This window comes from Anoxybacter fermentans (assembly GCF_003991135.1).
GTDB lineage: Bacteria > Bacillota > Halanaerobiia > DY22613 > DY22613 > Anoxybacter > Anoxybacter fermentans.
The window spans coordinates 2,552,883-2,578,775 of the sequence record NZ_CP016379.1; the positions used below are offsets into that span (position 1 = coordinate 2,552,883).

Consider the following 25,893-nt stretch of genomic DNA (forward strand, 5'->3'; position numbering starts at 1 on the left):
TCATTAAACCATCTTAATGAGATTGAAAAGAACAGCCTCATATGAGAATGTGATGAGCTAATCAAAGGGGGATTTTCATCCCCCTGAGTTTTTTTTATCTTAATATAAAGAACTCTTCTCTAAGCAGCAGAATAATCCCTAACACCGCAAAGATAATATTAGGAAGCCAGGCAGCCCAAAAAGGCGGAAGTAAGCCATTACTACCAAAGGAACGGAAGAGTGATTGGATTACATAATAAGCAAAGACTACAACCAGGGTAAATACAACCCCCATCCCCCAACCTTTGCGGTTACGAAGACTTAAAGGCACTCCTACCAGTACAAAGATCAATGATGCAAATGGTAAAGCCAATTTCAAATGGTAATCAACCTGCCATGAGTCTACCTTGATTCCGCTCTTTAAAAAGAGTTTGATCTCTTCTTCCAATTCACTCCGGCTCATCTCAGAGGTGGTCTTCTGATTACCATAGAAATGTTCCAGGCCATCACTGACAGGGATGGACATCTGACTAAACTGGCCTTCCCTTACAATAAATCCCTCATCATCAAATTCGTGTATAACTCCATCCTTAAGCTCCCAGACGTCTTCATGGAAAACTCCTTTTTTAGCAGTAATTACCCTTGGAAATGACCCCTCCTTACCCGAAAACTGGGGCTCATAAATCATGACATCATACAATACCTCTTTTTTACGATCCACCTTCCGGACGTAAAAATAACGGTTTTCAGGACCTTTAAAGAAAATATTTTCTTTAATACTGGGGGTCACATCCTTTAAATAAATCTGTCTTACCAGATTCATAGACCGGTGATTGGCCCAGGGTACAACTTTTTCATTAATCCAAAAACTTCCAACAGAAAGTCCCAAACCCAGTAGTAAAAAGGGTATGATAATCCGGTGTATTCCATATCCGCTGATCCGCATGATAGTGATCTCATTATCCTTTGCTAACCGTCCCAATGAGTAAATAGTAGCAAATAAAGCTGAGATGGGAAAGGCCATGACCAGAATAGCAGGCAGCCGATAAAGCAGAATTTTTATTACTGTTAATACAGGAACCTTTTTAATGATAATCATATCAGTTAGTTCATATAAAAGAGAGCTCATAAACATAACTGTAAATCCCATAATACAAAACAGGACAGGTTGAAGCATTTCAGCAAAAAGATATTTACTTAAAATAGAAAAAACTCCTCTTTTTTTCACAAAATTCCCCTCCAGGACTCAACACCGCAGTTACAAAATTTTAAAATAAGCTGGTATACCCAATTCCATAGGTAAACTCTCTAAAATTGATCACACCTAAATTTAAAACAAAGTACTCATTTAAGTGAAAATCTGCCCCTAAGTTGATCTGATTATTATAAAACTCAAGTTTAAAATTGGTTACAGGTAAAAGAAACTCATTATCACTACTGGTAATGGTTATCGGGTTATATAATTTGTTAAAACCAAAATAAAGTCCATCAAATCTACCTGTTCCAATCCCTATATGGCCCCGGAGATTTGTTTTGTAATCTACAGTCTTACTTGCAACTACAAACAAATCTTTGCCCATAATACCGATAGCTAAAGAAGGCTGTAGCTCAGTTTCATACATTACCCGAGCTTTAATACCGCCGTTTACATTGGAATTATCAAATCCGGAGCCAAAATTAAAAGTCATGTAAACCTCAAAATTTTCCCAGACTCCGTAATTGAGAGATATAGTACTCTCATTATCATTACCCATAATCTGAAGCCCAAGACTATACTTACCTTCAAGTTGAGTATCGGCACTGGGCATATAAATCAAACCTTTTGTTCCCTGTAGAGAGTTAGCCAGAGCAGGAATTGCAAGAAAGATAACCAGCATAACTGTCGTGATAAAAGTCAGTTTCTTCATTATTCAACTCCTCCTTTTTAAAGATTATTTATCCTCCAACTTTTTCTCCAATTCAGCTAACCTTTTTTCCATTGTTTTTATTTGTTTAAGTAATTCCGGTACCCTGCGGCTGGCCGCTTTAATCTTATAGTTTTGCTTATGATCAATAGCCGGAAAACCTGAGAGGAATGAACCGCTTTCTACATTACTGGTAATCACACCTCTGGCCGCCAGAGTTACATAATCACCAACCTTTAAATGGCCAAAAACTCCTGATTGACCCGCCATTGTAACCCGTTTGCCCAGTTTTGTACTGCCTGCTATACCTGACTGGGCGACAATTAAACACTCAGGGCCAGTTTCTACATTATGAGCCAGGTGAACTAAATTATCAATTTTGGTTCCCCTTCCAATAATGGTAGAACCAATTGCTCCCCGGTCAATGGTTACATTAGCTCCAATCTCTACATCATCTTCAATGATTACATTACCCAACTGGGGAATTTTGTAATGTCCTTCTTTAGTTGTAACAAATCCATAACCATCTGAACCCAGAACGGTCCCACCGTGAATGATCACCCTATCTCCAATCCGGGTTTCATATTCAATGACCACATTGGCATGAATCTCACAATCTGCACCAATTTTTACCCCCTTTCCAACATAAACACCCGGGCCAATCACTGTACGCGGTCCAATCCTGACTCCTTCATCAATCACCGCATATGGATGAATGGAGACATCCTCCCCAATAACTGCCGTTGGATGAATCACACTGGTAGGATGAATCTCGCCGGTAACAAGAGGTTTTGGCATAAATTCACGAGCTATACGGGCAAAAGCTAATCTGGGATTATCAACTTGAACCAAGGTTTTACTGGATTTAGTAATAGTTTTAGGTACAATCACTGCGGCTGCTTCAGTCTTTTCTGCCTCTTTATGTATCTCTTCTGTTTCAGCAAAGGTAATGGTTCCATAGGAAGCACCTTCTTTAGCACTCCCTACTCCTACTATCATAATATCACCATCACCAATTATATTTCCACCAACAATTTCTGCTAAATCTTTCAACCGTTTCACACCCTATTCCTCCTCTGTTTTAAAAATCGGGTAAGGAGTAATTATTAATAACTACTCCTTACCCATAAAAGCTACTATTTTTATTACTGCAATTTGTTAATCACATCCTGAGTAATATCCACTCCACCATAGCGGACACTCTGTTTATAAAGAATAATATCCAGTCTTTTCTCTTTAGCTACCTCTTTGACTGCTGCTTCAATCTCCTGATTCAATTTCTGTTCTAGTTCTTTTTTCACTTTAATAAACTCCTGTAAAGCAGCTTCCTGTCTTTTTCTTCTTTCTTCTTCCTTTTGAAGTTTCTGTTCTTCAGTTAGGTTTTTATCTTCCTTTATATCCTCATTAAACTTATACTTTTCCTGAATCTCAGCCCCCTTCTCATCCAACTCATTCTGGTATTTTTGAGCCCTGGGGCTTTCTTTAATCACCCGGTTCATATCAATTACACCTATTCTTCTTTCTTGAAAGGTACAACCAGCTATAACAGCTACTGCCAGAACCAGAATACTTAAAACTATAAAAAATTTCATCTTCGAAAATCTCATGTCATCATCTCCTTAAAAATCTTACTGGTTTAATTTTTGTAAAACTTGCTCTGTTAAATCAACAGCCTGAACATTAACCCGTATATCTGTTAAAACTATATCAATACCCTGTTCTTCAGCAAGTTCAGCAACAATAAAACGAATCTCATCATCAATCTGTTTCAGGATTTGCTCATGTTCCTTTCTTGTCTTTTCAATATTGGAATTAATACGCTCTTTATTTTTCGTTATCTTTTGCTGAATCTCCTCCTCGGCTTTCATTAAACTAGTTTTGACCTGCTCTTCCAATCTGGTCTGCTTATCCTGCATCTCCTTATACATAGCAGTTTCCATATCTTTAATATAATTCTGAAGAATCCTGTCCAGTTCATTCTGTTTTTCCTTCAGAGATCTTTCTACTTCCTTCTGAATTTGATCCTGGTATTCCTGAAGTTCTTGATCCAGTTCACTCTGTTTAGTTTCAATAAATTTGTCTAACTCTTTTTCCAGTTCTACTCTTTTTTCTTCAATCTTTTGATCTCGCTCTAACTGAATTTTTTCCAATTTAGCCTTATACTCTTTTAGCTCCTTTTCGGTCAATTGAATCAACTGGAGTTTTAATCGTAGATTGAGGATCTCTGGGAAATACTTAGAATTAATCTCCTCTTCAAATTTCATTAATTTTTCCATCTGTTTTTCATGATATTTAGAAATCATATCCTTGGCCCTGGTTTGAAGATCTTCTTTTTTCTTCTGGATTTTGTTCATAGCCTCATTCCAGATCTGCTCTTCAAAAGTGGTCAATTCCTTTTGCAATTCTTCGGTTTTCTGGTCAATCTTTTTTTGATATTTTTCCCTGATTCCTTCTAATTGGGTTTTTAATTGGGCATCCAGATCAGAATATTGAGCTTCAATCTGTTCCCTGGCCCGTTTTAATTCATCTTCCTGTCTAGCCAGTTCATTTAAATAACCCTGAATCTGATCTTCTAACTGGGAGACAATCTCACTTTTAGGATGATGGGTGCGGATGGTTTTCAAATCTACCACGCCTATTTGAATATCCTGAAAAATCTCCTCCTGGGATTCATTTTCAGACCCAGCGGTTTTTGTTACAGAAGTCTTATCCTCTGGATCTAAAATCTTTTCAGGCTCCCCTGTTATAGTAACTGGATCAACAGAGGTAACAGCCTGTTTCTCCTTAATATAATACTGATAACCAACAATAGTTAAAACCAGAAGCAGGAGCAAAAAGTAGAATATCCACTTCTGAAAATTTTCAACCCTCATTATCATTCACCTGCTTCCTTATTGGTTACTATATTTTTTCAAAATCCGCTCTTTCACCTGTTCAGTTAAATCCTGTCCGCCGTAAATTACGTTTTTCTTATCCAGAACAACCTTAACGCCCATCTCATCAGCCACCTCTCGAATGGCCTCATCAATGGAAGCGATAACATGAGCAATTAACTCCTGTTCCCTTTGCGTCAGTCGATCCTGATATTTTTCCATAGTCGCTTTCCGCTCTTCCTGAGTCATATCTTTGATTTCCTCTTCCAAACGAGCCTGTAATTCCATTACTTCCTGATTTAACAATTCCTCAGCCGCTTTTTTCTCAGGATGGGATTCAAAAACCTCCATTACGTCAACATAACCGATAATAGAAACCGGTTTTTTTTCAGTCTGAGCCTGAATCTTACCAAAACCGGCCAGAAAAATTGCTAATCCTGAAATAACAACAATAAACCCTATCAATAACGCCAGTTTTATTTTTCTTTTCATCATTAATTTTACCCCTTTCTATTAAAGTTAATTAGTGTTGCTCTAAAAGACCTATAATCTCTGCTGAAGCGATAACCATAAATGATTATTCTGATAAACTAATGAAGTCCTGGTATAAGGTCCGGGATAAAAATTGCAAGCCAACCTGAAAGACTTAATCTCTCCCGGTAAGTTTTGAGAAAAGGTAAAACCAAAATTATCTTTACGCCAATCCAGAGCAGCATTCCATCGGGATTCCTGAATCCGATACTCAATTGCTGTACTAAGGCCAGCACCCAGATAATGTTCAAGCCTCACACTGAAGATACCTGACAATTTATTCAGGATAATCTGATCCCTCAATTTAAGCATAGTATCCGGCCCCACCTTTTTTCCAAGGGATAGGTGAAGAGCAGGTTCTGGAGCATTTATACCAATATTCAATTCACCGATAAAATCAATTTGATAATCAATCCAATCCACATTTAGAGTTAAATGAGTAGTAGAACCAATCCTAACTTCCGGTTTACTATTCAAATAGATAAATTTGCTCCATCCCCGTTTATCAATCTCATCCTCAATGGCCTGAATTAACCTATCCCGATATTTCTCCAAAAATTCGACCGGTATCCCCTCAAAGACAGCCAGTTTTTCTTCAATACTCTCTTCTAAAAGAATGACTAACAACTGCGGAAGAGAATCGGTCTTTAAATCTAACTGAATATCGTTTACAAGTTGGCCTTTGGGAATAAGGGTTAAATCTACTTTAATCTCAGATCCAATATCCAATTTAACAGTGGACTCAAAACCCGGTAGTTGCCACTGAATCAGGCGGTGCAATAAGGGTTCAATTACATCGGAAGCCCAGACTAAAGACTCTATGGGTAAACCCACCATAAAATTTTCCACATCCTGAACAATAGCAGCTATCTCTCTATCTACAGCCCTGACTATTCTATCATTGATCCCGCGCAATTTTAAATTCAAATTCACTTTTTCTACCAGGATACTAGTTGGTTCTAATTTAAGAAAAATTATCGTCTTTTCACCGACAATTAGACTGACATCTATGACCCGGTAGCCCTTTAAGACCCGGTTAAAGACAGTTTTCATTATCTGGCAAATCTCATCTCTGGTCTTTTTTATCACTATAATCTCCTGACCAACTAAAACCTTGTTTGCCACTTTTAAAATACTCTCTTTAATCCTCTTAGCAATTTTGGGATGGAGCTCATTTCCGGATGGAAATTCCAGGTATACCACAACAGAATTGACTAATTGAATATCTTTTGCATAAGCCAGGGGGCTTATGGTAGTTATCAAAAATACGATAACCAACCATAAGCAACCCTTTCGCTTATTCATCTCCATCCCCTCCTAGAAGGTCTGACCAATACTAAAGTGTGGCATACCACCATTCTCACCAATAGCATAATCTAAACGAATCTGACCGAGAGGTGTATTCATCCGCACTCCAACACCGCCGGAAAATTTTAGATCATCCAGCCTGATCTGGTCATCTTTTTGCCAGGCATTACCTATATCAACAAAGACAGCACCCTGTAAATTCTTTACCAACGGAAAACGGTACTCTGCATTTGCCAACAGCATCCGATTTCCGCTCAAAGAATTAGGCTCATAACCGCGCAGGGTTTCTGCACCACCAATCTTAAACTCTTCATGGAATGGTAATTCGCCCGTACCCAATCCGGTTTTTAAGCGAAAAGCCCAGGTATGCTCATCTTTAAAGCCCGGATAGTAACGGCGCAATTCAAATCTATACTTGGTGAAATCATAATCTCCGCCTAACAGTTGGCCCGCATATTCAATGGAAGCAATATCTTTCGCTCCACTGCCCGGGTTGAATGGATTATCAGTGGTATCACGGATAGTTGTCAGGGTTAAACTCCGGGTATCACCACTCTCATCAACCAGATTCTCATTGGCCCAATTAGTGAGGGTATTTTCATACTTAAATTTGAGTGTAGCAGTGATATCTTCAGCAATTGGTTTACCAATTTGAATACTTCCACCTTTCGAGTGTTTAGTATATTCTCCATTGACTATATCTTTGACATTTTTATTGGTACGATTATAAAGGTCTATACCAAAAGAGAATCTCTCACCAAATGCCCAGGGGTCATAAAAGCTCAACTCATAGTTAGTAACCTCACCAAACTCCCATTTAAAGCCGAGTTTCTGGGCACGGCCGAAAAGGTTCTTTTCTTTAATTTCCATATAACCTAACCAACCATCTTTTGAACTATAGCCAGCCCCCATTTGAAATTGGCCTGTTTTCTTTTCTTCAACTTCGATCACCAGATCTACTTCATTAGAGCCATCTTTGGCCCTCTCAAGTCGGGGTTTAACATCATTAAAGAAACCCAGGTTATAAATCTCTCTTAAGTCATCCTGAACTTTTTTTAAGTCAAAAACTTCACCCGGTTTAATGTGAAGTTCACGCCGAATAACATAATCCTTGGTTTTCTCATTTCCTAAAATCTTAATTCCCTTTAAAAAACCTTCATTGATAGTAATAGTCAAAACTCCGGTATTACTTACGGATATATCCTCAACATAAGCCAGAATCAAGCCCTGGTCTTGATAGTAGGCTTCAATTGTTCTTAAGTCCTTATTTAAGATATTGGTATTTAACATTTGACCGGGTTTAAGTTGCATTAATTCTTTCAATTTTTCTTCTGAAATTCTCTCATTTCCTTTTATAACCACTTCAGTAATCTTCGGATTTTCCACTACTTCAAAAATCAGTTTAATCCCACTTAAATGGTTTTCAAACCCAACACGAACATCAAAGAAATATCCAAGGTCAAAAACTGCCTGTAAATCCTTTTTCAGTTTCTCATGATTAATCTTTTCACCAACTTTAGTTTGAATAACATGCAAAATCTCCTCAGTCGGGATCACATTATTCCCCCGAACTTCAATGGCCGTAATTATATTAGTAGGTTCATCTTCAGCTAAGGCTGTCCCTACCATTATAACACAGATCATACCAATAATAATTAATGAACCTGTAATTTTCCTCTTCAAACCCTATTCCTCCTTTTTAATAAGTAGCATATAAAACTTTTGTAGCAAGGTCAACTAACATATCCAGATCATAATTAACTTTATTCACTTTAGTTATATAGGTCCTATCGGTAGCTAGCGATTGACTAGAATAACCTGTCAGATATATATTCCTCCTACCTAGAGGTTTTAATTCCCTGGATATCAATGTTAGTTGATCTTTCAATTCAAGGTCAGAACTCTTGAACTTTATGGTTTTTACATTCACCTCCTCCGGTGTATAAAAAGTCATCTTTTTAATATTAAAATGTAAGGGCATCTGGTTATAAACACGCCTATTAATCTGAGCAGGCTTTTCAGTCTGTTTTTTTGAAACAGATTGAACCTCTACCGGGCCAGCACTAAGCTCATCAAAAACCTGGGGTTCTTCCTTTAAAGTTTCGACTACCTTTTGAGGGATATCCTCAAAGACCACCGGTTGCCCTGTATCCAGCTTCTGATTAAAAAAGGGAGTTAATCCTACCAAAAGAAAAAGTACTATAGCAGCAACCAATCCAATTTGATGTTTAACCAACCAGCTAAATCTCTTTTCTCCTTTCTTAGAATCTCTATAGTTAGAGGGAATATAAACCACCTGCTTTTCACAGTACAGTCTTCGACTCTCCTCAAAGGCCTTTTTAAGCTCAGCGCGAGCCAGATTTAAATTTAACTCCCCCTGCAGAATCCGGTCATTTTTATACTCCATTTCAGCCCGGTCCAACCAATCCCGAACATTTTCGAGATGGTTTAAAATTCGATCTTTAAGACTGATATACATCACCCCCACATCGCCCAATAATCAGCTACATTAATAATATCCTACCTCGAGTAGAAAAAGTGACATCCCATTTTAGCTAAATAAGAACGATATAAACAGAAAAGATTAATTTATCTGCTTCTTTCTCCTTTATTTGACCTATTTTCTTTCAATAATACGTTTAAAAAAGAGGGAACAAACCAGACCTATTTAACACAGTTTTAACATAAATAACACATGATTATAATGCAAAAAACTAATTTTGAGCGACATAGAAATTTTTCCAAATCATCTTAGCAAAATTTCCGACGAAATAAGGCCTCATCACAGGAAATGATGAGCTAGTTCTAAGGGCCAGGATGGCCCTTTGATTAGGAAGCCTTATTTCGGCGAAAATCGAGCTTTAGATGATTCGAAAAATTTCTCAAGAAGCGAAAAATTAGCTTTTTGCAGTATCCACAACCTACGAAAAAGTATAATTTCCTAAATATTAAAAAAATACCACCCTAAGTCAGGGTGGTTTTATAACACAAAAAAGTTATTTAACTTCTAAATAAAACAATCTGCTATTTACGCCTTTAAACACTACCTTCTGGAACTGCTTTATCTTAAAATATTGCGAAGTAATATTTCGTATTTTAACACCTTTAGACCATCTTCGGGCATCAGATTATCAATTATATTAAATAAAATCCCTGCATCAAAACTTTGATCATTAATTCTGGATAATATAGAAGAATCTCCACACCAAAACTCACTTTTATTCTCTACCCCATTTTCTACTGCCAATTTCTTTGCGAGTACAATGGCCATTGGTGATATATCAATACCCACTATACTTCTGATCCCTAATTCCAGACAGCGGAAAAGAATTTTCCCATGCCCACAGTCAAAATCTATCACAGATGCAGATTTATTATCAACTTTTTCCTCCCTAAATGTCGGTAACTTTAAGCAGTCTGTTTTTCAAATTCCTCATATTCTTTAGATGCAGTAATCTGAGCAGCTATACGTATTGAATTTATTTCTTCATAATTCTTGATTAAACTTGATACAATCATTGGATCTAACGCTGAATTATTAACCATCTTTTTTAAAACATGAAGTGCTTTATCTTTTGTCATTCCCTTTCTATAGGGCCGATCTTCAGTAATAGCTGTAAATACATCTGCAACAGCCATAATTCGGGCCCCTAAAGACAGATCATCAGCTTTGTGATGGAAGGGATACCCCTTACCATCCAGACGTTCATGATGGAAAGAAGCCCAGGTATTAATCTCCTCTAGACCTCCAACATTTTCAAGGATACGGTATGTGTAAAATGTATGTCCTTTAATTATATTAAATTCATCCCCAGTTAATTTACCGGGTTTCTCTAAAATTTCTGCAGGTACTGCCAGTTTTCCCAGATCATGAAGATAACCTGCAATTCTCATCATCATACATTCTCTTTTTGACATTCCCATTATTTTTGCCAATGCTTCAGCAGTAGCCGCTACCCCACTGGAATGTGTGGCGGTAAATCTACTTCTAAAATCTATAATTCTACTAAATAACCTGGTCAGATTAAGAAGCTCTTCTAAATCCAATCCAACTGTTATAAATCTTGCTTTTCTCGCTAAAACCTGGTTAATTGATGAGGAGACCGCATCTAACCAGAAATATTCTTTTTCTGCCAATCTATTAAAAACTTCAACAAGATCAGGTATAAATAACTCTCCAGAGTACTGATTAATCTTCTCACAGATTTCTTTAACCTGGCCAAGTACCTCTTGTTGTTTGTTAATCAGGGCATCAATCCGATCAGCCAGATGCAAAATATGACTTCCTAAGGGCACAGACTCTCCCTTAAACTTAGAACCCTCTCCATTATTCCAAGGTACATGGTGATAACGTACCAGAGGAGCTACTCTGGCAAATGGTTCAAAGATCTTGAGGAGAAAATATCCCTTCTCTGCATGTTGATGGGGAAAATCCAGTTCAAAGTTTAAACTGCTAAGCCTTTCTTTTAGAGAAAAAGCACCGATATCATGTAATATGCCGGCAATAATTAACCCGGTCTGTTCTTCTTTAGATAAACCCATTTCAGCAGCTATGTTTAAGGCAATATAGGCTACCCTTTTATGATGGTTAATTACAGCTGGACTTATCAAATCCAGTGCATCCGATAGACATATGATAATATCGAATAAAGAAACATGTAATTCTTTTATCATATTTATCCTATCCTTTCTATACTGATTAATTTTTACTCACTACCAAAAAAGACCTGAAATAAAATCACAGGTCCCTTTCGCTCAAATGTTTATATTTTTCTACTATTAAAGTTGAGTTTTTAAAAGATATTTTATCCTCTTTTTTATATCTATATTTGGCTATATATCATTGATCGAAGCAGATCATGATTTTTAAACTTTCTCTTTAATTCAAAGGAGATTCTATATAAAATTAATTGTATCATTTTTTTCAGTATTGTTTAATAAAAACTTTTGGTTATCTAACAATAATAATTCTTCTTGCGAGGTTATAGTTAGAGTATTAAACATCCTTTTCATAAAAGGAATATATTCTTGCTCTAACCATTTTTTTAATTATTATTAGTATTATTTGGAGTAATCTTTTCTAATAAACTATTAATAACAGTTAATACATCTCTATTAAAATTCATAAGCATCGTTATTCCTAAATATTTCATTATATCTTTACTACCCATATTTATAATATTATCTGTATTTTCACGAAACTTTTTAATTGTATGATTAAACTGCAAAAAGCTAATTTTGAGCGACATAGAAATTTTTCGTTAAACCATCTTAGTGAGATTTCAGTCGAAATAAGGCCTCATCACAGGATGTGATGAGCTAATCATGGGCCAGGAGGGCCCATTGATTAGTGTGCCTTATTTCGACTGAAATCGAACTTTAGATGGTTCGAAAAATTTCTCTTGAAGCGAAAAATTAGCTTTTTGCAGTAAAATCATTGTATCATTTTCTTCTTTAAATTTAAAAGTTTTTCTTCTAAGATCTTCCAACACATTTTCATCCACAAACATCCATCTCCTTAACAGCAATCAGTTCGTTAACTACATAATTATTATAATGTAAATTCTCCTAAATTTTAGTTCGGCACCTCTTTTGTAATTCCTCCTTCTTTTATTAAAAAACACTATTAGCAAGCAATAATTAAGTAAGACCCACACAACGTGGGTCTTTAAGCACCTTTCATCTCCTGCATTAAACCAGAGAGCATCCCGCGGATTCGCCGGATGGCTTTCCGCTGAAGCCGGTAAAAATGTCCAGTAGAAATCTTCATCTTCTTTGCCATATCTTTAGCAGCTTTTTCACCATAAAAGAGAGATTTAATAATCTCCTGCTCTTTATCAGAAAGCCGCTCTATAGCATTCTGGATCTCTTTTTTTAAATAACGCTCTTCTACCTGCCCTTCCAGACTTAAACCTTCTTCCTTCAACCTCTCTAATAATGAAAGCCCATCCTCACCCACTATATGGTCAAGGGAGATCAAATCCAGATCATAATCCTGTTTAAGATAATTCAACACTCGTCCTCGAATCCGATAGGTAGCATAAGTGCTGAAACGAATTTTCCTTTCGGGTTCAAAGTTTTCCACAGCCTCTATCAAACCAATAATCCCTTCCTGAATTAAATCCATCAATATATCACTGCTGACTGCTAATCTGGCTACCAACCTGTATACCAATGGCTGATATGCAGTGATAAGCTCCTGGCGGGCACTCCGGTCACCGTTTTCTTTGTAACGTCTCCAGAGAGCCTGCTCTTCTTCACGTGATAAAAGCTGGATTTTATTTAATTCCCCCAAGTAATGTTCCAGCATCAGTTACACCAACTTCCTTTTCTGGGATTTCTAAAGACAAGTATAACATATTTTTTTTATTCCGAACAGACTAAAACGGAAAATCAACCTTCAAACCGAACTGGTAATTTCCAGCACCTTTATAAGTTCCTTCTATACCAATATTGGGATGAATTTGGTACTCAAAACCGATGGATTGTTCAGGATTTTGGGAAAAAGTTCGGCTATAAACCACATACAGGTCATCATCCAGATATTTACCAATCTGAATATTAATTCTGGCATCCCCCAGAAGTACCGGGTCTAGATAAAAAGCATCCAGGCTCAGGGCTTTTTCTATAGACTCTTCTAGCCTATTTAAAAACTCATTACGAAGTCCCTGGTTAATATATCTCCAAATCTCCTCTGAGATCACATCAGTAACATCTCCATTTCCAGCTAAAAATTCTCCTAAACCTCCCTGGTTTGCCAATAACATAGTAATTTCATGTTCTGTTAACTCCGGTTCTGAATACAGTTTCATCTTCAGGTTATTATCTGTCGGGAGACCGTCCAAATCAAGAAAAATAAGATAATTTCTTATATTGGTCTGGGCCTGGACATGGAGTATAGGAATATATTTATTAAACTTAACAAAAGAAGCAGTGGCCCAATTAATTCTAAAGTTGGAATTATAAATGTTAAATGTTCCACTCCTTGCATGCAAATCTCCGCTTAAAATCAGTTCTTTTCCGGTTGTATCGACCACCAACTTATCTTTATTGCTTTTTATAATGGTTACATTGAGATTTACCGGACTTGTTCCGGTAACCCGTACATTATCCCCCGGATATAGCTCCAGATAAAAGATCGGATTGATTAACATAGCTCCATCAGACTGAGGCCACTCAAAAGGAACTACTCCTATCTCTGCATCATGGACAAGAATTGAACCGCGCACTTCCGGAGTTAAGAAAGGACCTTTAACCTTAAGATTCGCATCTCCCAGGGCATCAATAGAACCATAAACAAAATGATAGTCTTTAGTCTTTAAATCAAAATTAACCTCATCAGGTATAAAACCATTTAAAGTCACCCATCCCTTTAGATTCAAATGGCCTTTACCTATTCTACCTTCCAATTTCTTAATATGAGCTTTTCCCTGAGTCAGAATAATTTTACCTTTGATATCTTCTATTAAATCCAATCCATAAATTTTAATAAATCCAGAAGAGATATCAATCTCTCCTTCCAGTAACGGTTTTGCCATTGTACCGGAAATCTTAAAGTACGCTTCACCTTCACCACCGGCATCTTCAACACCTGGTACCAGAAGAGGTAAAACTTCTAAGTTACCCTGAATCATATCGATTTTCAAATTCAATAAACCATCACTATCAAACAAAGGTACAGTTCCTCTAACCTTAATATCATTTCCATCAGGTAAAATCAGTTCCTGATTTAATACTACAGTAGAGCCATCTATGATTTTGATAGTTCCAGCTAAATACTCAAACAGATAATTATCAAGATGACTATTGCTAAACTCCAGATTTAGATTTGCATTTACATTGCCAATTTTAATTTTATCAGAGTCTAAAAGGTCTGCTTTTTCTGTAGTATTTTTTCCAATGGGCAGATAGGCCTTTAAAGGAGTCAAATCAAATTTATTCCCTTTAAGATCAAGATCAATTTCATTTAAATTAAAGATTCCTTTTACCGTCAAAGTACCTGCATGAGCATCATTCAAAATTACATTTAGCCTTGCAGTCGGTTCAAATAACTTGCCCAGAACCAAAATTTCTCCATCAAGGGTATAGTCAAAATCATTGCCGGCCAGATATAACTTAAAGGGGCTTAAATCAAATTTATTACCTTTCAGCTGAAGGCTCATCCCTTGCCCAAAATCATAAATACCCTTTAATGCCAGAGAACCTTCCTTTCCATCATCAAGGATTACATCCAGTTTAACCTCCGGAGCCGGCAGATTTCCGCGAATCCATATTTTCCCATCCATAGTATAATCCAGATCCTTAATAGACAGATCAGTAAACCGGAGCAATTCGGAAATCCTGGCATGTTTAGTTCTGATCTGCATATCCAGAACCATCTGATCAAAAGAAATTTTACCAATCAACGTATACTCATTTTTACCATTGATGACCTTCATTGGTCTTATCATCAAAAGCCCTTCCTCATATTGAAGGAGAGCAGATAACTGTTCAATGGGTACTCCTTTATACTGAATCGAATCACTGGAGATAGTACCCCAGAATGATGGAGAGGTCGTCTTTCCAGTCAGTCGGCCGCGGAAATTGGCCCGGCCTGTTAGACTGGGGAAATGATCACGAATTTGCTGAATATCAGTAAGATCAAACCCTTGTCCTTCCATCTCTATTTCCAGTCTCTCATAATCCTCTATCACACCCGAAGCCTGTAAAACAGTATTCTTATAGCTAATCTCAAAATTGTTGAAAAGAATGTCATTCTCTTTCCAGCTAAAAGATAATACTGCCCTATCATAAGGCTGATTTAAAACTACACCCTGTGTTGCCACTAAATCCCCAGCCACCTGAATTCCAGACCAGGGCCCAACCAGGGTAACTTTTCCTGTAATATCACCCGTAAAATCAAAGGGTATATCCATAAAGGCCAATGTTTCCCGCAGCATTGTAATAGATGATTTGAGAATTTCTGCTCGAAGATCTAAATTCTCACTTATAAAATCTATTCTGCCTGTTAAATGAAAATCACTTTCACCCTTAATTATAGCAGTATCAAAAAGGGTCAGTTCTGATTTATCTACTTTTATCCGTCCCTTCAATTGATCAAATTCCTGATTCCAGAGCTGACCTTCACTTAAATTTATTTCCCCTATGAAATAGGGATCGGTGATTGAACCACGAACCTCTCCCTGAATGATACCTTTACCCCTGGCAGGAAAATCTAACCGTTCTCCTAACCAGATCAAGTCAATAAAAGAAGGCTCAATGGTTAAATCTATTTCTCCATCTATGTCTATATTTCCCGTTAAAGTGGTAACCAAATAAGGAGTATTCAGTTCTACTTTACTTAAACCCAATTCCCCTGCTGTAAACCAGAAGTTGGCTTTTAAGCGATTAAAATTTATCCCCTGATACCTACCATTCCGAAAATCAACATACCCAATAGTACTCAAATGATCGGGATTAAATCCTTCTCCAAAAACGTAGAAATTACCGGTCAGTAATCCTTCCGGAATCTCTTTCAATCCCGGTTCCAATGCAGAAAGGAATTTATAAAGATTAAAGTTTACCGTTTCAACATTAACGGAATAGAAAAATTCTTCCTGATTTTTGAAATTAATATAACCGCTATAACCTTTAAAACTTCCTCCATCAAAATTAAACACTAAGTCCTGTAAAGTTAAAAAGGAGTTTTGATACCACCAGCTGGTATGGAAATTGCTAAATTTTAAATTCTGATACCCTATTTCAGGAACAGTAAGGTTAACTTTTATAAGAGGATCCTTTAAATTACCTAATACTTCTATATTACCTTTTGCCAGACCGGTTAAATCTTTTCCTTTCAGTATTGGAATTAGAGAACTCAGTTTAGCTAACTGAAATCTGTCAGTGGTGATATTCAAAGACACAACCGGATCGGCCAAATTAGAGATCTGCCCTCTGACAGCAAAACTTCCAGCAGCTGTCTCTCCATTCAATTTCTGAATCAATATCTGTTTATCATTAAAATTAATCTGGCCCTGTACCTGTGTAATCTCTATTGGTATTTTACTTAAGATCATCCCTCCATCAACTATGGTAATCCGGCCAGAATAACTCAATGCCTTGTCTTCTATCCTTTTAACCTGAACCGAACCGGTTCCTTTTCCTTTAAGTTTTTCAACCCCGGATATAGTAACCCCGTATCGTTCAAATACAGCAAAGGGTAAATCTGTAAAGCTAAGTTCAAATTTCAATTCAGGACTAACAGATCCCTTCAATTCAATTAAAGACTGTTTTAACCCTTCTATTTGAAAGTCCACATCTATTTCAACCTTTGTTTCTTTAATTTTAATCCTTCCATTCAGTTGATTTAAACTTTCACTTATTCTTCCATCATTATAATATAACTTACCATCAATCAAACGAATCCAGGTAGAAAAAGCAGGAAAACTATCTCTGTTCCCTTCTCCTTGCCCGATATATTTCTCAAAATTGAAACCATCTTCTCCTTTAATCAAATGCACTTCCGGGCGGATAATTTGAATCTCTTTAATACCTTCTAAAATCCCATCCACTCCCTTAAATAAGTTATGAAGGTAAAAAGATACAACAATCCGTTCCGCCTGAAAAATAGTTTGCTCAGCAGTAATTACTTTAACCTGATGCAGTGTTACTCGATTCAAAGGAAACAAAGTCATACCACCAATTTGAATATCTTCACCCAAATACTTTTTTAGCACTTGTATTAAGGCAGTTTTAGCCCGTTCAGTAATCTGGTCTGTATTGAAAAAGACAAGTAAACAGAACCCAGCAAATACTAACAGAATAAATAGGGGTATAACTTTTTTTCCCGTTTTTAAGATTAATCTCATTTTTCTATTCCTCCATCTATTCAACTACTATAATGATATTATATTTATTGATTTTATGCAAGAAAAGAAAAAGATTCAATCTGAACTTGTTGACAAACCTTTCTTTTTTAGAGACTTGCCTGTGCAATGCCAGAAAAACTAAATATAATTTCTGAAACATATAAGTCAAGGCTTAAAGCCAGGAGGGCGGAAGCCTTGAATTTTAAGGACGCGCAGCCAGAATGGCAGAGCGTCCGGTAACGGAAGAAATTATATTTAGTTTTTTTTCAACAGCCTGGATTCAATCTGAATAATCTCAAAAATGTAATTTATGGATAAAATCCTAGATTCTGTTTGAAGTGAAAAATTGGCTTTTTGTTATAAATAATAAGACACAGGTATGAATCACTCCTGTGTCTTGTATTTCTCAATAATCTTTTGTTCTTCACTTTGAATCTCTTCAACAGTTACGTCATTTTCAGAAATGGTAATCTCCAGAGTCAGGCCACCTTCCAGCACATAATCTGTCTTAAAAGTCTTCTTAACAGATAGACTGGCTTCTTCTCCATTAGAAGACTTTTTTTCAGAAGTTTCCCCTTCATAATCCTTCTCTTGAACCTGTTCTTCCATCACTTCCACATAATAGGGTAAAATTTCAATAATCAACTCATTATTCTTATATTGATTTAAATAATCATCTAAAAGTTCTTTTAAACTTTTATAATGGCCTCCCACCACATAAGGTACCTGTTCTTGCTCCTGTTGTTGTTCATTCATAGAATCATACATCTCCACATCTTGATAGCTACCATAGATTCCTCCAGATATAGAGAGAGATGCATCCCCGGTCTGTATATTTTCCGGGATTTTAATCTCAAAAATCTGTTTGAAAGGCGTATCCCTATAGGGACGTAAAGTTACTTCTACCCGTGCAGTATCTCCAGGTTTGAGCTTTTCATTCAACAACTTAGCTTCTTCAATAATAGCTACCTGACGTGCCCTCTTTACCTGAAGATTTACATTGATACTGATTAGATTCACTCTGTCAAAAGGATTAGTAACAATTATATTCAGGAGGTTATATAGATCATACAGTGATTGAGCAGCTATATCATAGTTACTAAAGTACATATTATTATATTGGATAATATGATCAGGTAATTTATCAGCCATAATCTCAATATCTACCGTCGAAGTTCCATACCCCTGACGATCAATAGCAGTATCAATGGCTTGAAGAACGGAATTAACTACCAATGGTATAACCAATTCTTCATCCCGAATTACCTGAAACTCGATTTCCCGTTTTCGATCTAAATCAAGATCATGTACCTGGACAGTTACAGGAATAATCTTAGGTAATCTATCTAATCTACCTCCAAGCCCGGCATTTCGATCCTGGGTGATAACCCCTTTCAGATCAGTTGGTACTCCCAACTTAAAAGGCATATCCTGATGGTTTACAACGGTCATAATCTCAGCACCTGAGAGAAAATATTCCACCTGACCCAATTTCAAAAAAGGGTGACCAAATCCCAGGATTTTTTTTCCCTTTATATAGGTTAAAGTCCCGATAGCAGAAATGTTAATATCACCTCTAACTAGCTGTACAGCAATGGCACTTCCGGGCTCTAATGACTGCACTCCACTTCCTGAGATAGTAATTCCGCCTGTCACAATTGGCACCAGATCAAAACTTTTGAGATCATTGATAAGGTACTTTAATGCCCGACCGGTTAAACCATTAACTAATAATGGTGTTTTAACTGGATAAGCTGCTAAAGCATTATCTTCTTCTTCGGATATCTTCAAGGCTTCATGGTAGGAATCACAAAAATAAATACGATCTACCACTCTGTCCTTAAGCTGGAGTGGTTCAAAGAATACGACCTTATCCTTCCTTCCCTGATTTACAGATTCCGGAGATTTCTTTATATTAGGTTGCAAATATTTATACTCCATTTGATTGGATTTTAATTTTTTTTCTCCCTGCTTATCCATCTCGAGAACCTGTAACATTGATTCAATTGGAGTCACCAATCCAACGGTATGATCAGTTAATCCCCAACTATATCCAATTGCTCCTATCAATTTGCCATTAATATAAACGGGACTTCCACTCATTCCGGCAGCTATACCGCCAGTTCTCTCAATCAAAGAGCCGCTAACTTTAACTAAAATTAAATCTCCGACTTGATTCTGACTTTTTAAAATACCTAATATTTCTACATCAAATTCTTCAACTACTACTCCAGAAATTACGGTCTTACCTACTCCCTTCATCCCCTTTTTAATCCCTGTAATAGGCATAATTTCATCCTGCGCCAGAACAATTGCTGTAAATTGCATTAAAATTAGGAGAACGTAGACAATGACCACTGTAAAAAATAATTTCTTCAACGAAATCCCATCCTCTCAGTGTAATTCATCCTAAAAACCACGTCCCAGAGAACGATGGTTATTAGAAATCAAACTATCTTGAAGATAATCTAGATTTTCCAAAGCCTTTCCAGTACCAATGGCAACACAAGATAAAGCATCTTCTGCCAAAACTACCGGAATTCCTGTTTCCTCACTCAACAGACGATCTAAACCTCTAAGCATTGCTCCCCCACCAGTTAATACTAAACCCTTATCAATAATATCAGAGGCTAACTCAGGAGGAGTTTGCTCTAAAACACGTTTTACTGCGGCTACAATAGCCTGAACCGGGTCTTTTAAGGCTTCATAAATCTCTTTTGGAGTCAAAATAATATTTTTTGGCAAACCGCTCATAATATCCCTACCGCGTACTTCATATGTAGTATCTTCCTGGACATCCAGATGGGCAGTCCCAATGGCAATCTTAACTTCTTCTGCAGTCCTTTCCCCAATCATCAGATTATATTTGGACTTAACATAGCGAATAATAGCTTCATCAAAATTATCACCAGCTACCCTTAACGACTCGCTTACTACAATACCACCCAAGGAAATTACAGCTATATCACAGGTACCACCGCCAATATCTACAACCATACTTCCACAAGGTTCATGAATCGGCAAACCGGCACCAATAGCGGCTGCCAAAGGTTCTTCAATTAAAAACGCCTTTTTTGCTCCAACCTGCATAGCTGCTTCAATCACTGCTCGTTGTTCAACACCGGTCACATTAACAGGTACACAAACCATAATTAAAGGTTTTATAAAAGTGTATTTGCCACAAACTTTGGAAATAAAATGTTTGAGCATAATCTCTGTTACCTCAAAATCAGCAATTACACCTTCACGTAATGGGCGAATGGCAACAATATTGCCTGGAGTGCGCCCTAACATTCTTCTTGCCTCTTCTCCTACTGCAAGGACTTTCTTGGTTCCCTTTTCCATTGCTACAACAGATGGTTCCTTTAAAATAATACCTTTACCTTTTTCATAAACCAAAATTGTAGCCGTTCCCAGGTCTATTCCAATCTTTTTTTGTAACCCAAACATTTCAGTCCCCCTTCGGCATACTGGTGTCATTATTTCTAATAATCCAAAAATTTTTAACTAAACTGGTACAATTATTAGTTCTATATATCTTCAGTTATTTCCTTCTTTTTTTTAATATAAACAGGTATAGATTTACTCTTTCTTCTCCTTCAAATATTTACGTCTGGTAGCTTCACCACCACGAATATGACGTTCAGCCTTATTAAACTCCAAAACCTCTTTAACCCTTTGAGAGAGGTTTTCATCAATTTCACTCAAGCGTTCAGTCACATCTTTATGAATAGTACTTTTACTTACACCGAAAATTTTTGCTGCCTGTCTTACGGTTGCACGTGTCTGATATATGTAATTTGCCACCTCCAATACACGCTTACGTATATAATCTTTCACAAAAAATTCCCCCCTACCCTTCTTCAATCCTACTCTATATATATGAAAGGGATAGGGGGAATATTCTTTCTAGATCAAGGCAAATATTTACGCGGATTTACAGTTTTATCATCCTTAATAATTTCAAAATGTAAATGGGGTTCAATAGCTGTTACACTTTGTCCAATCTTTCCAAGCTGCTGACCTTTAACTACTTGATCACCAGTTTTAACTTTAACCTCTCCAATTTGACCATAAACAGTCTTCCAGCCATTACCGTGATCTATAGTAACAATTATAGCTTCCTGGTCACTTTCTCTCACAGTGATTACTTTACCTGAAGCTGATGCCATGACAAGATCTCCTTTTTTGCATCTTAAATCTACACCCTGATGAAAACGCCAAACTTCAAGAATTGGATGAAAATACCAACCATAATCAGTAATTACTGCTCTTTTATACCGTAATGGATAAATTACTTTTAAGCCTTCAGTTTGAATCCTATCTGAAACCTCCGATCTCTCTATAAATTTAACTGTAGTTTCAGCAGGTTCTTTAGAAAATTCTTCTTTTAATTCTTCAGATTGGTTCTCCAATAAAAGACCGGAGCCATCCAATTTAACCTCCGGAAGAGAAGGTACCTGAGTCGTCAGACGCCCCTTCTCATCAATAACTACATCCATCCTTCCCGGATCTGACAAACCATCTTCTAAATCAGGTTTTATCTGTGGTTCACCAGCAAATTTAGCAATCAAAACTATAAGAAAAATACCAACAACTATAACAAATGATGACCATAACTGCCTGGGAAGCTTTTCATATTGCTTTGAAACCTCTTCAATAGTCTTTTTAATTTTTAATCGTATAAAATTTTGTTTATCCTTTACAATATGGAAAGGCAAACGTTCTTTTTTATTATTCTTCTTTTCCAAATTTATCACCTCCATAAAAATATTCTCACCAGTTATTAGTATTTTATACCCATTACTTAGAACAAAATGCCCTTCGGCCACTTAATCTTATTTTACTGCACAAAGCTAATTTTTCGCTTTATGAAGAAATTTTTCGAACCATTTAATGTTCGATCTCAGTCTAAATAAGGCACACTAATCAACGAGCCCTCCTGGCCCTTGATTAGCTCATCACTTCCTGTGGTGAGGTCTTATTTCGACTAAAATCTCACTAAGATGGTTTAACGAAAAATTTCCATGTCACTCAAAATCAGCTTTTTACAGTTTGATCATAATGTTATCTACAACCTGCGAAAAAGTATAATTTCCTTGATATAAAAAAAGCAATCCTTCACAAGGATTTAATCCTTGTAAGAATTGCCCCAACAACTTAACCTAATTCTGTTTTACCTGCGCTAACCGGGTTCCTGGATAGTAATGACTTAAAATCTCAGTATAGTCACTTCCATATTTCGCCATCCCATTTGCCCCATATTGGCTCATCCCTACCCCGTGTCCTTTTCCATAGGTTACAAATTTTATTCCTTCAGCGGTAGGAATAATCTCACATTTTGTAGACGGTAAATTAAGTTTTCTCCGTAAATCTTTACCACTAAAGATAAATCCATCAATTCTGACTTGCAAAATACGTTGGGTTGGACTAACTTCCAGAATTTCCACTAACCCTTCCCCTGCACCTGCAATAGCAGTTTTTGAAAGCTCTTTTATCTGCTCAATTCCAGCGGTTAAATTAGTTCCAAGTTTTTGGTCCAGCTCCTTCCAACTAAAGATAAACTCCCCGCGATAATCTGGAGCTTCAAGGTCATATTGGCTGGGTACACTTTTTAAATATGGAACCGGATTCCCCCAAACATAGGCAGGATCCTCAGTCTTACCTCCTGCATTGGAATGGTATAAAGCATCAATCAGTTCTCCATTATAGGTTAATACCTGTCCCCGGGTGGCCTCAACTGCCTCAGAAATTTTTTTCCAGTTAAGGAGATAACCTATAAGACCCCACTTTTTCTGCAATTCCTTTCGACTAGCCCAGGCCTGACCAGATTGATAATCAGTACTGACTACCGCCTGAGGATGCTCCGGAACAGTATATCCTTTCTTGAGCCGATAAAGTACATAGGTTCGTGCTACAACAGCCTGGGCCTTCAACGCTTCCATATCAAAACTGGCTGGCATCTCAGCAGCTACTACTCCTTTAATATACTCTTCCAACTCCATATCCAGAATCTCTTTTTTCTGATGATTAAAAACTTTTATCACAGAACCACGGGGCCTTTTTATCTCAGAACCGCCAAAAGTACAGCCCCTGACCAGCAGTGTTGGAATAATAATCACTATCACTGAGACGAGAACCAGGAGTAATGCTAAAAAATTACGCATCCTGCCCCCCTCCTGACCAATAAATCGATCTGTTATTATCTCTATTCCTGACCTGAAAGGTTTATTCCAATTACATTATAACAGAAAAAGCATACCGTATATGGCATGCTTTTACTCAGAAACACGTTTAATTTTTGCACCTATCCCTCTTAATTTATCTTCTATATTCTCATAACCCCTTTGAATATGGTAAATATTACTCACTTCTGTTTCGCCCTGGGCAGCTAAACCTGCCAGAATCAGTGCTGCACCTGCCCGCAAATCTGTTGCTGTAACTTTAGCACCGGTAAGAGGTGCCGGCTTAATTAGCGCAGCCCGACCATCCAGCTTAATATCCGCTCCCATTCGCTTTAACTCATCAACATGCATAAAACGATTCTCCCAGACTGTTTCAATTACCAGACTTGGGCCGTTAACCTGAGTTAAAAGAGCCATCATCTGCGCCTGCAGGTCAGTGGGAAAACCAGGATGTGGCAGTGTTTTTATATCAACACCTTTTAACGGTCGATTTACCGATACTCTTACTCCTTCAATCTCTTCTTCAATGTCCACACCCATCTCTTTCATTTTAGCTATCAGTGATTTTAAGTGTTCACTCAGCACATTGCGAACAAAGACGTCTCCTCTAGTAATAGCCGCTGCAATCATGTATGTACCTGCTTCAATACGGTCAGGTATAATCCTGTGTTCTACACCATGCAGCTTTTTTACACCCTCCACTTTAATCACATCAGTACCTACACCGCGAATCCTGGCACCGGCAAAGTTTAAATAGTTAGCCAGATCAACAATCTCCGGTTCACGGGCCGCATTTTCAATAACAGTTTGACCTTCAGCCAGAGTGGCAGCAAGTAAAATGTTAATAGTTGCCCCTACACTGGGATAATCGAGATAGATCCTATTGCCCTGTAATTTTTTTGCTTTCACCTCAACAATACCATGATCTATATAAACTTCGGCTCCCAGGGCCCGAAAGCCTTTTAAGTGAAGATCAATAGGCCTATTTCCAATCTGACAACCCCCAGGTAAAGCACATCTAACCTGTCCTAACCTGGGTAGTAAAGCTCCAAGAATATAATATGATGCCCTCAACTTGCGCACCAGTTCATATGGAGCCTCAAAGGCATTAATAGTATCCGGATTTACTCTCATCTCATTGTTATTAAAAGTTACTTTAGCACCGAGAGATTTCAATATCTCTTTTAAATTATATACATCCCGCAATTGGGGAATATCTTTTAAGATACTTTCTCCTTCAACCATGAGGGTGGCACAAATAATGGGTAAAGCTGCATTTTTTGCTCCACTTACAGGAATTTCTCCTTTTAACTGTTCACCGCCAGTAATCAATAGTTTTTCCATAACCAGGCCTCCTCATTATGATCAATTATCATAAATTTCAACTATGATTTTAATTAGAACCACATTTTTATTATATGCATACATTATATTTTTCGTCACAAATAAAATTAATCCTTTAACCAATTGTTATTTTGTTACCAGGAAAAATCCGGTTAACCCAATAATATGAAAATTTTATTTCTTTCTAGAACAAACTGCACACCTTGTTCCAGTAAGACTTTCTAACCACGTTATTCGTCGATAATTTATCAATTCCTTTGGGTACAAAGTCTCTATTTTATTCCAGCATTTTAAACAAAGCTTTTTACCAACTGCATTAATCAGATCTTCTGATAATCCCAGGGCCCGTAACCGCTCTTTTCGATCCTCAACTAAAATATGAGACTCATCAACAGCATTGGAACTGACTACTACAAGACCGATGTCTCCTTTAAATTTTGGTGAATCTACCCGTTTAAAGGCCACCTTCTTTTTTTTGGCCAACTCCAGATAATCTCTTGCCCGTTCTAAGTCTATATCCCGTCTGAGAATCAGTTTACTGGCCCTTGGATCACATAAAGCGTCCAGGATTTCAGGATATACTCCTGGTTCTTCTACCTGTTCTACAGTTAAAGCCTTTAATACCCTTTCTCGAAATTCTCCCAGATATCTTAAACGTTCTTCTTTTTTCAATTCCGGTGTCCCGTAAAGTCCATATTCCACAGTTTTTTCTAAATTTGATTTTCTCTCCACCATTCCATTTCCTCCCATGAATTGGTATATTTATACCTATTATTACCTCAATAAGCTCAAATTATCCCCTTGTTCAAATTTTTAGAGGCATTTCCCGGGAAATACTCAATCTTCGATAACATTCAACACAGAAATAGTCATTTTTATCTCCAGGCTGTTGAAAAAGGGGAGGTGCACATAACTTGCTCCT

The 25,893-nt window shown here is 37.1% G+C and carries 20 protein-coding genes and 1 pseudogene; all 21 read right to left on the reverse strand.

Translation table 11 applies throughout. The annotated features are described in order from the left end of the window. Positions 1–94: 94 nt before the first annotated feature. The 21 genes and pseudogenes from BBF96_RS11660 to BBF96_RS11755 all read right to left on the reverse strand — a co-directional run bounded on the left by BBF96_RS11660 (position 95) and on the right by BBF96_RS11755 (position 25,706). Complete coding sequence (locus BBF96_RS11660; protein WP_127017319.1) at positions 95–1,207, reverse strand: LptF/LptG family permease; 1,113 nt, start codon at positions 1,205–1,207, stop codon at positions 95–97. A 40-nt stretch (positions 1,208–1,247) separates the two neighbouring features. Beyond that, entirely contained in the window at positions 1,248–1,886 is a 639-nt protein-coding gene (locus tag BBF96_RS11665) for a YjbH domain-containing protein (protein WP_127017320.1), read from the reverse strand. Between the two features lie 24 nt (positions 1,887–1,910). Continuing rightward, complete coding sequence (gene lpxD / locus BBF96_RS11670) at positions 1,911–2,945, reverse strand: UDP-3-O-(3-hydroxymyristoyl)glucosamine N-acyltransferase (RefSeq protein ID WP_127017321.1); 1,035 nt, start codon at positions 2,943–2,945, stop codon at positions 1,911–1,913. Between the two features lie 83 nt (positions 2,946–3,028). Next, the gene (locus BBF96_RS11675; RefSeq protein ID WP_127017322.1) at positions 3,029–3,490 is read right to left on the reverse strand and encodes an OmpH/Skp family outer membrane protein; all 462 of its coding nucleotides are present in this window, start codon (positions 3,488–3,490) and stop codon (positions 3,029–3,031) included. Positions 3,491–3,511: 21 nt separating this feature from the next. Continuing rightward, positions 3,512–4,756, reverse strand: a complete 1,245-nt coding sequence (locus BBF96_RS11680; protein WP_164731034.1) for a coiled-coil domain-containing protein — start codon at positions 4,754–4,756, stop codon at positions 3,512–3,514. 18 nt (positions 4,757–4,774) lie between these two features. Next, positions 4,775–5,248: an OmpH/Skp family outer membrane protein gene (locus BBF96_RS11685; protein WP_164731035.1), complete on the reverse strand. Its 474-nt coding sequence runs from the start codon at positions 5,246–5,248 to the stop codon at positions 4,775–4,777. 51 nt (positions 5,249–5,299) lie between these two features. Further along, complete coding sequence (locus BBF96_RS11690) at positions 5,300–6,592, reverse strand: hypothetical protein (protein ID WP_127017325.1); 1,293 nt, start codon at positions 6,590–6,592, stop codon at positions 5,300–5,302. Between the two features lie 12 nt (positions 6,593–6,604). Next, complete coding sequence (locus BBF96_RS11695) at positions 6,605–8,278, reverse strand: BamA/OMP85 family outer membrane protein (protein ID WP_127017326.1); 1,674 nt, start codon at positions 8,276–8,278, stop codon at positions 6,605–6,607. A gap of 16 nt (positions 8,279–8,294) precedes the next feature. Beyond that, complete coding sequence (locus BBF96_RS11700) at positions 8,295–9,074, reverse strand: hypothetical protein (RefSeq protein WP_127017327.1); 780 nt, start codon at positions 9,072–9,074, stop codon at positions 8,295–8,297. Between the two features lie 582 nt (positions 9,075–9,656). Continuing rightward, positions 9,657–9,971 (reverse strand): annotated as a pseudogene (locus tag BBF96_RS11705) (class I SAM-dependent methyltransferase); the annotation flags it as partial. 32 nt (positions 9,972–10,003) lie between these two features. Continuing rightward, positions 10,004–11,269 carry an HD domain-containing phosphohydrolase gene (locus BBF96_RS11710; protein ID WP_127017329.1) on the reverse strand — a complete coding sequence of 422 codons (1,266 nt, stop codon included), beginning with the start codon at positions 11,267–11,269 and terminating at the stop codon, positions 10,004–10,006. 683 nt (positions 11,270–11,952) lie between these two features. Next, positions 11,953–12,099, reverse strand: coding sequence for a hypothetical protein (locus tag BBF96_RS16460; RefSeq protein WP_164731036.1), 147 nt, complete (start codon positions 12,097–12,099; stop codon positions 11,953–11,955). 164 nt (positions 12,100–12,263) lie between these two features. Beyond that, positions 12,264–12,905 carry a sigma-70 family RNA polymerase sigma factor gene (locus tag BBF96_RS11715; RefSeq protein ID WP_127017330.1) on the reverse strand — a complete coding sequence of 214 codons (642 nt, stop codon included), beginning with the start codon at positions 12,903–12,905 and terminating at the stop codon, positions 12,264–12,266. Between the two features lie 70 nt (positions 12,906–12,975). Continuing rightward, on the reverse strand, positions 12,976–17,442 hold the full coding sequence (locus BBF96_RS11720) for a translocation/assembly module TamB domain-containing protein (RefSeq protein ID WP_127017331.1): 4,467 nt from the start codon (positions 17,440–17,442) through the stop codon (positions 12,976–12,978). 384 nt (positions 17,443–17,826) lie between these two features. Then, complete coding sequence (locus tag BBF96_RS11725) at positions 17,827–19,821, reverse strand: SpoIVB peptidase S55 domain-containing protein (protein ID WP_127017332.1); 1,995 nt, start codon at positions 19,819–19,821, stop codon at positions 17,827–17,829. A 30-nt stretch (positions 19,822–19,851) separates the two neighbouring features. Next, a complete protein-coding gene (mreB, locus tag BBF96_RS11730) occupies positions 19,852–20,892 on the reverse strand; it encodes a rod shape-determining protein (protein WP_127017333.1) in 1,041 nt (346 codons plus the stop codon). A 132-nt stretch (positions 20,893–21,024) separates the two neighbouring features. Continuing rightward, the gene (spoIIID, locus tag BBF96_RS11735) at positions 21,025–21,282 is read right to left on the reverse strand and encodes a sporulation transcriptional regulator SpoIIID (protein WP_127017334.1); all 258 of its coding nucleotides are present in this window, start codon (positions 21,280–21,282) and stop codon (positions 21,025–21,027) included. 74 nt (positions 21,283–21,356) lie between these two features. Next, positions 21,357–22,193 carry a M23 family metallopeptidase gene (locus tag BBF96_RS11740; protein WP_164731037.1) on the reverse strand — a complete coding sequence of 279 codons (837 nt, stop codon included), beginning with the start codon at positions 22,191–22,193 and terminating at the stop codon, positions 21,357–21,359. Between the two features lie 414 nt (positions 22,194–22,607). Beyond that, entirely contained in the window at positions 22,608–23,609 is a 1,002-nt protein-coding gene (spoIID, locus tag BBF96_RS11745) for a stage II sporulation protein D (protein WP_127017336.1), read from the reverse strand. Positions 23,610–23,720: 111 nt separating this feature from the next. Next, positions 23,721–24,971: a UDP-N-acetylglucosamine 1-carboxyvinyltransferase gene (gene murA, locus BBF96_RS11750; RefSeq protein ID WP_127017337.1), complete on the reverse strand. Its 1,251-nt coding sequence runs from the start codon at positions 24,969–24,971 to the stop codon at positions 23,721–23,723. A 174-nt stretch (positions 24,972–25,145) separates the two neighbouring features. Continuing rightward, positions 25,146–25,706, reverse strand: a complete 561-nt coding sequence (locus BBF96_RS11755) for a YueI family protein (protein ID WP_418654991.1) — start codon at positions 25,704–25,706, stop codon at positions 25,146–25,148. Positions 25,707–25,893 lie beyond the last annotated feature (187 nt).

Bases quoted from the DNA above. Each gene is read 5' to 3' on its own strand.
- BBF96_RS11675 (WP_127017322.1), bottom strand. From the start codon at position 3,490: ATGAGATTTTCGAAGATGAAATTTTTTATAGTTTTAAGTATTCTGGTT.
- BBF96_RS11710 (WP_127017329.1), bottom strand. From the start codon at position 11,269: ATGATAAAAGAATTACATGTTTCTTTATTCGATATTATCATATGTCTA.
- BBF96_RS11665 (WP_127017320.1), bottom strand. From the start codon at position 1,886: ATGAAGAAACTGACTTTTATCACGACAGTTATGCTGGTTATCTTTCTT.
- BBF96_RS11680 (WP_164731034.1), bottom strand. From the start codon at position 4,756: ATGAGGGTTGAAAATTTTCAGAAGTGGATATTCTACTTTTTGCTCCTG.
- mreB (WP_127017333.1), bottom strand. From the start codon at position 20,892: ATGTTTGGGTTACAAAAAAAGATTGGAATAGACCTGGGAACGGCTACA.
- BBF96_RS11685 (WP_164731035.1), bottom strand. From the start codon at position 5,248: ATGAAAAGAAAAATAAAACTGGCGTTATTGATAGGGTTTATTGTTGTT.
- spoIID (WP_127017336.1), bottom strand. From the start codon at position 23,609: ATGCGTAATTTTTTAGCATTACTCCTGGTTCTCGTCTCAGTGATAGTG.
- BBF96_RS11715 (WP_127017330.1), bottom strand. From the start codon at position 12,905: ATGCTGGAACATTACTTGGGGGAATTAAATAAAATCCAGCTTTTATCA.
- BBF96_RS11700 (WP_127017327.1), bottom strand. From the start codon at position 9,074: ATGTATATCAGTCTTAAAGATCGAATTTTAAACCATCTCGAAAATGTT.
- BBF96_RS11755 (WP_418654991.1), bottom strand. From the start codon at position 25,706: ATGGTGGAGAGAAAATCAAATTTAGAAAAAACTGTGGAATATGGACTT.
- BBF96_RS11690 (WP_127017325.1), bottom strand. From the start codon at position 6,592: ATGAATAAGCGAAAGGGTTGCTTATGGTTGGTTATCGTATTTTTGATA.
- BBF96_RS11720 (WP_127017331.1), bottom strand. From the start codon at position 17,442: ATGAGATTAATCTTAAAAACGGGAAAAAAAGTTATACCCCTATTTATT.
- murA (WP_127017337.1), bottom strand. From the start codon at position 24,971: ATGGAAAAACTATTGATTACTGGCGGTGAACAGTTAAAAGGAGAAATT.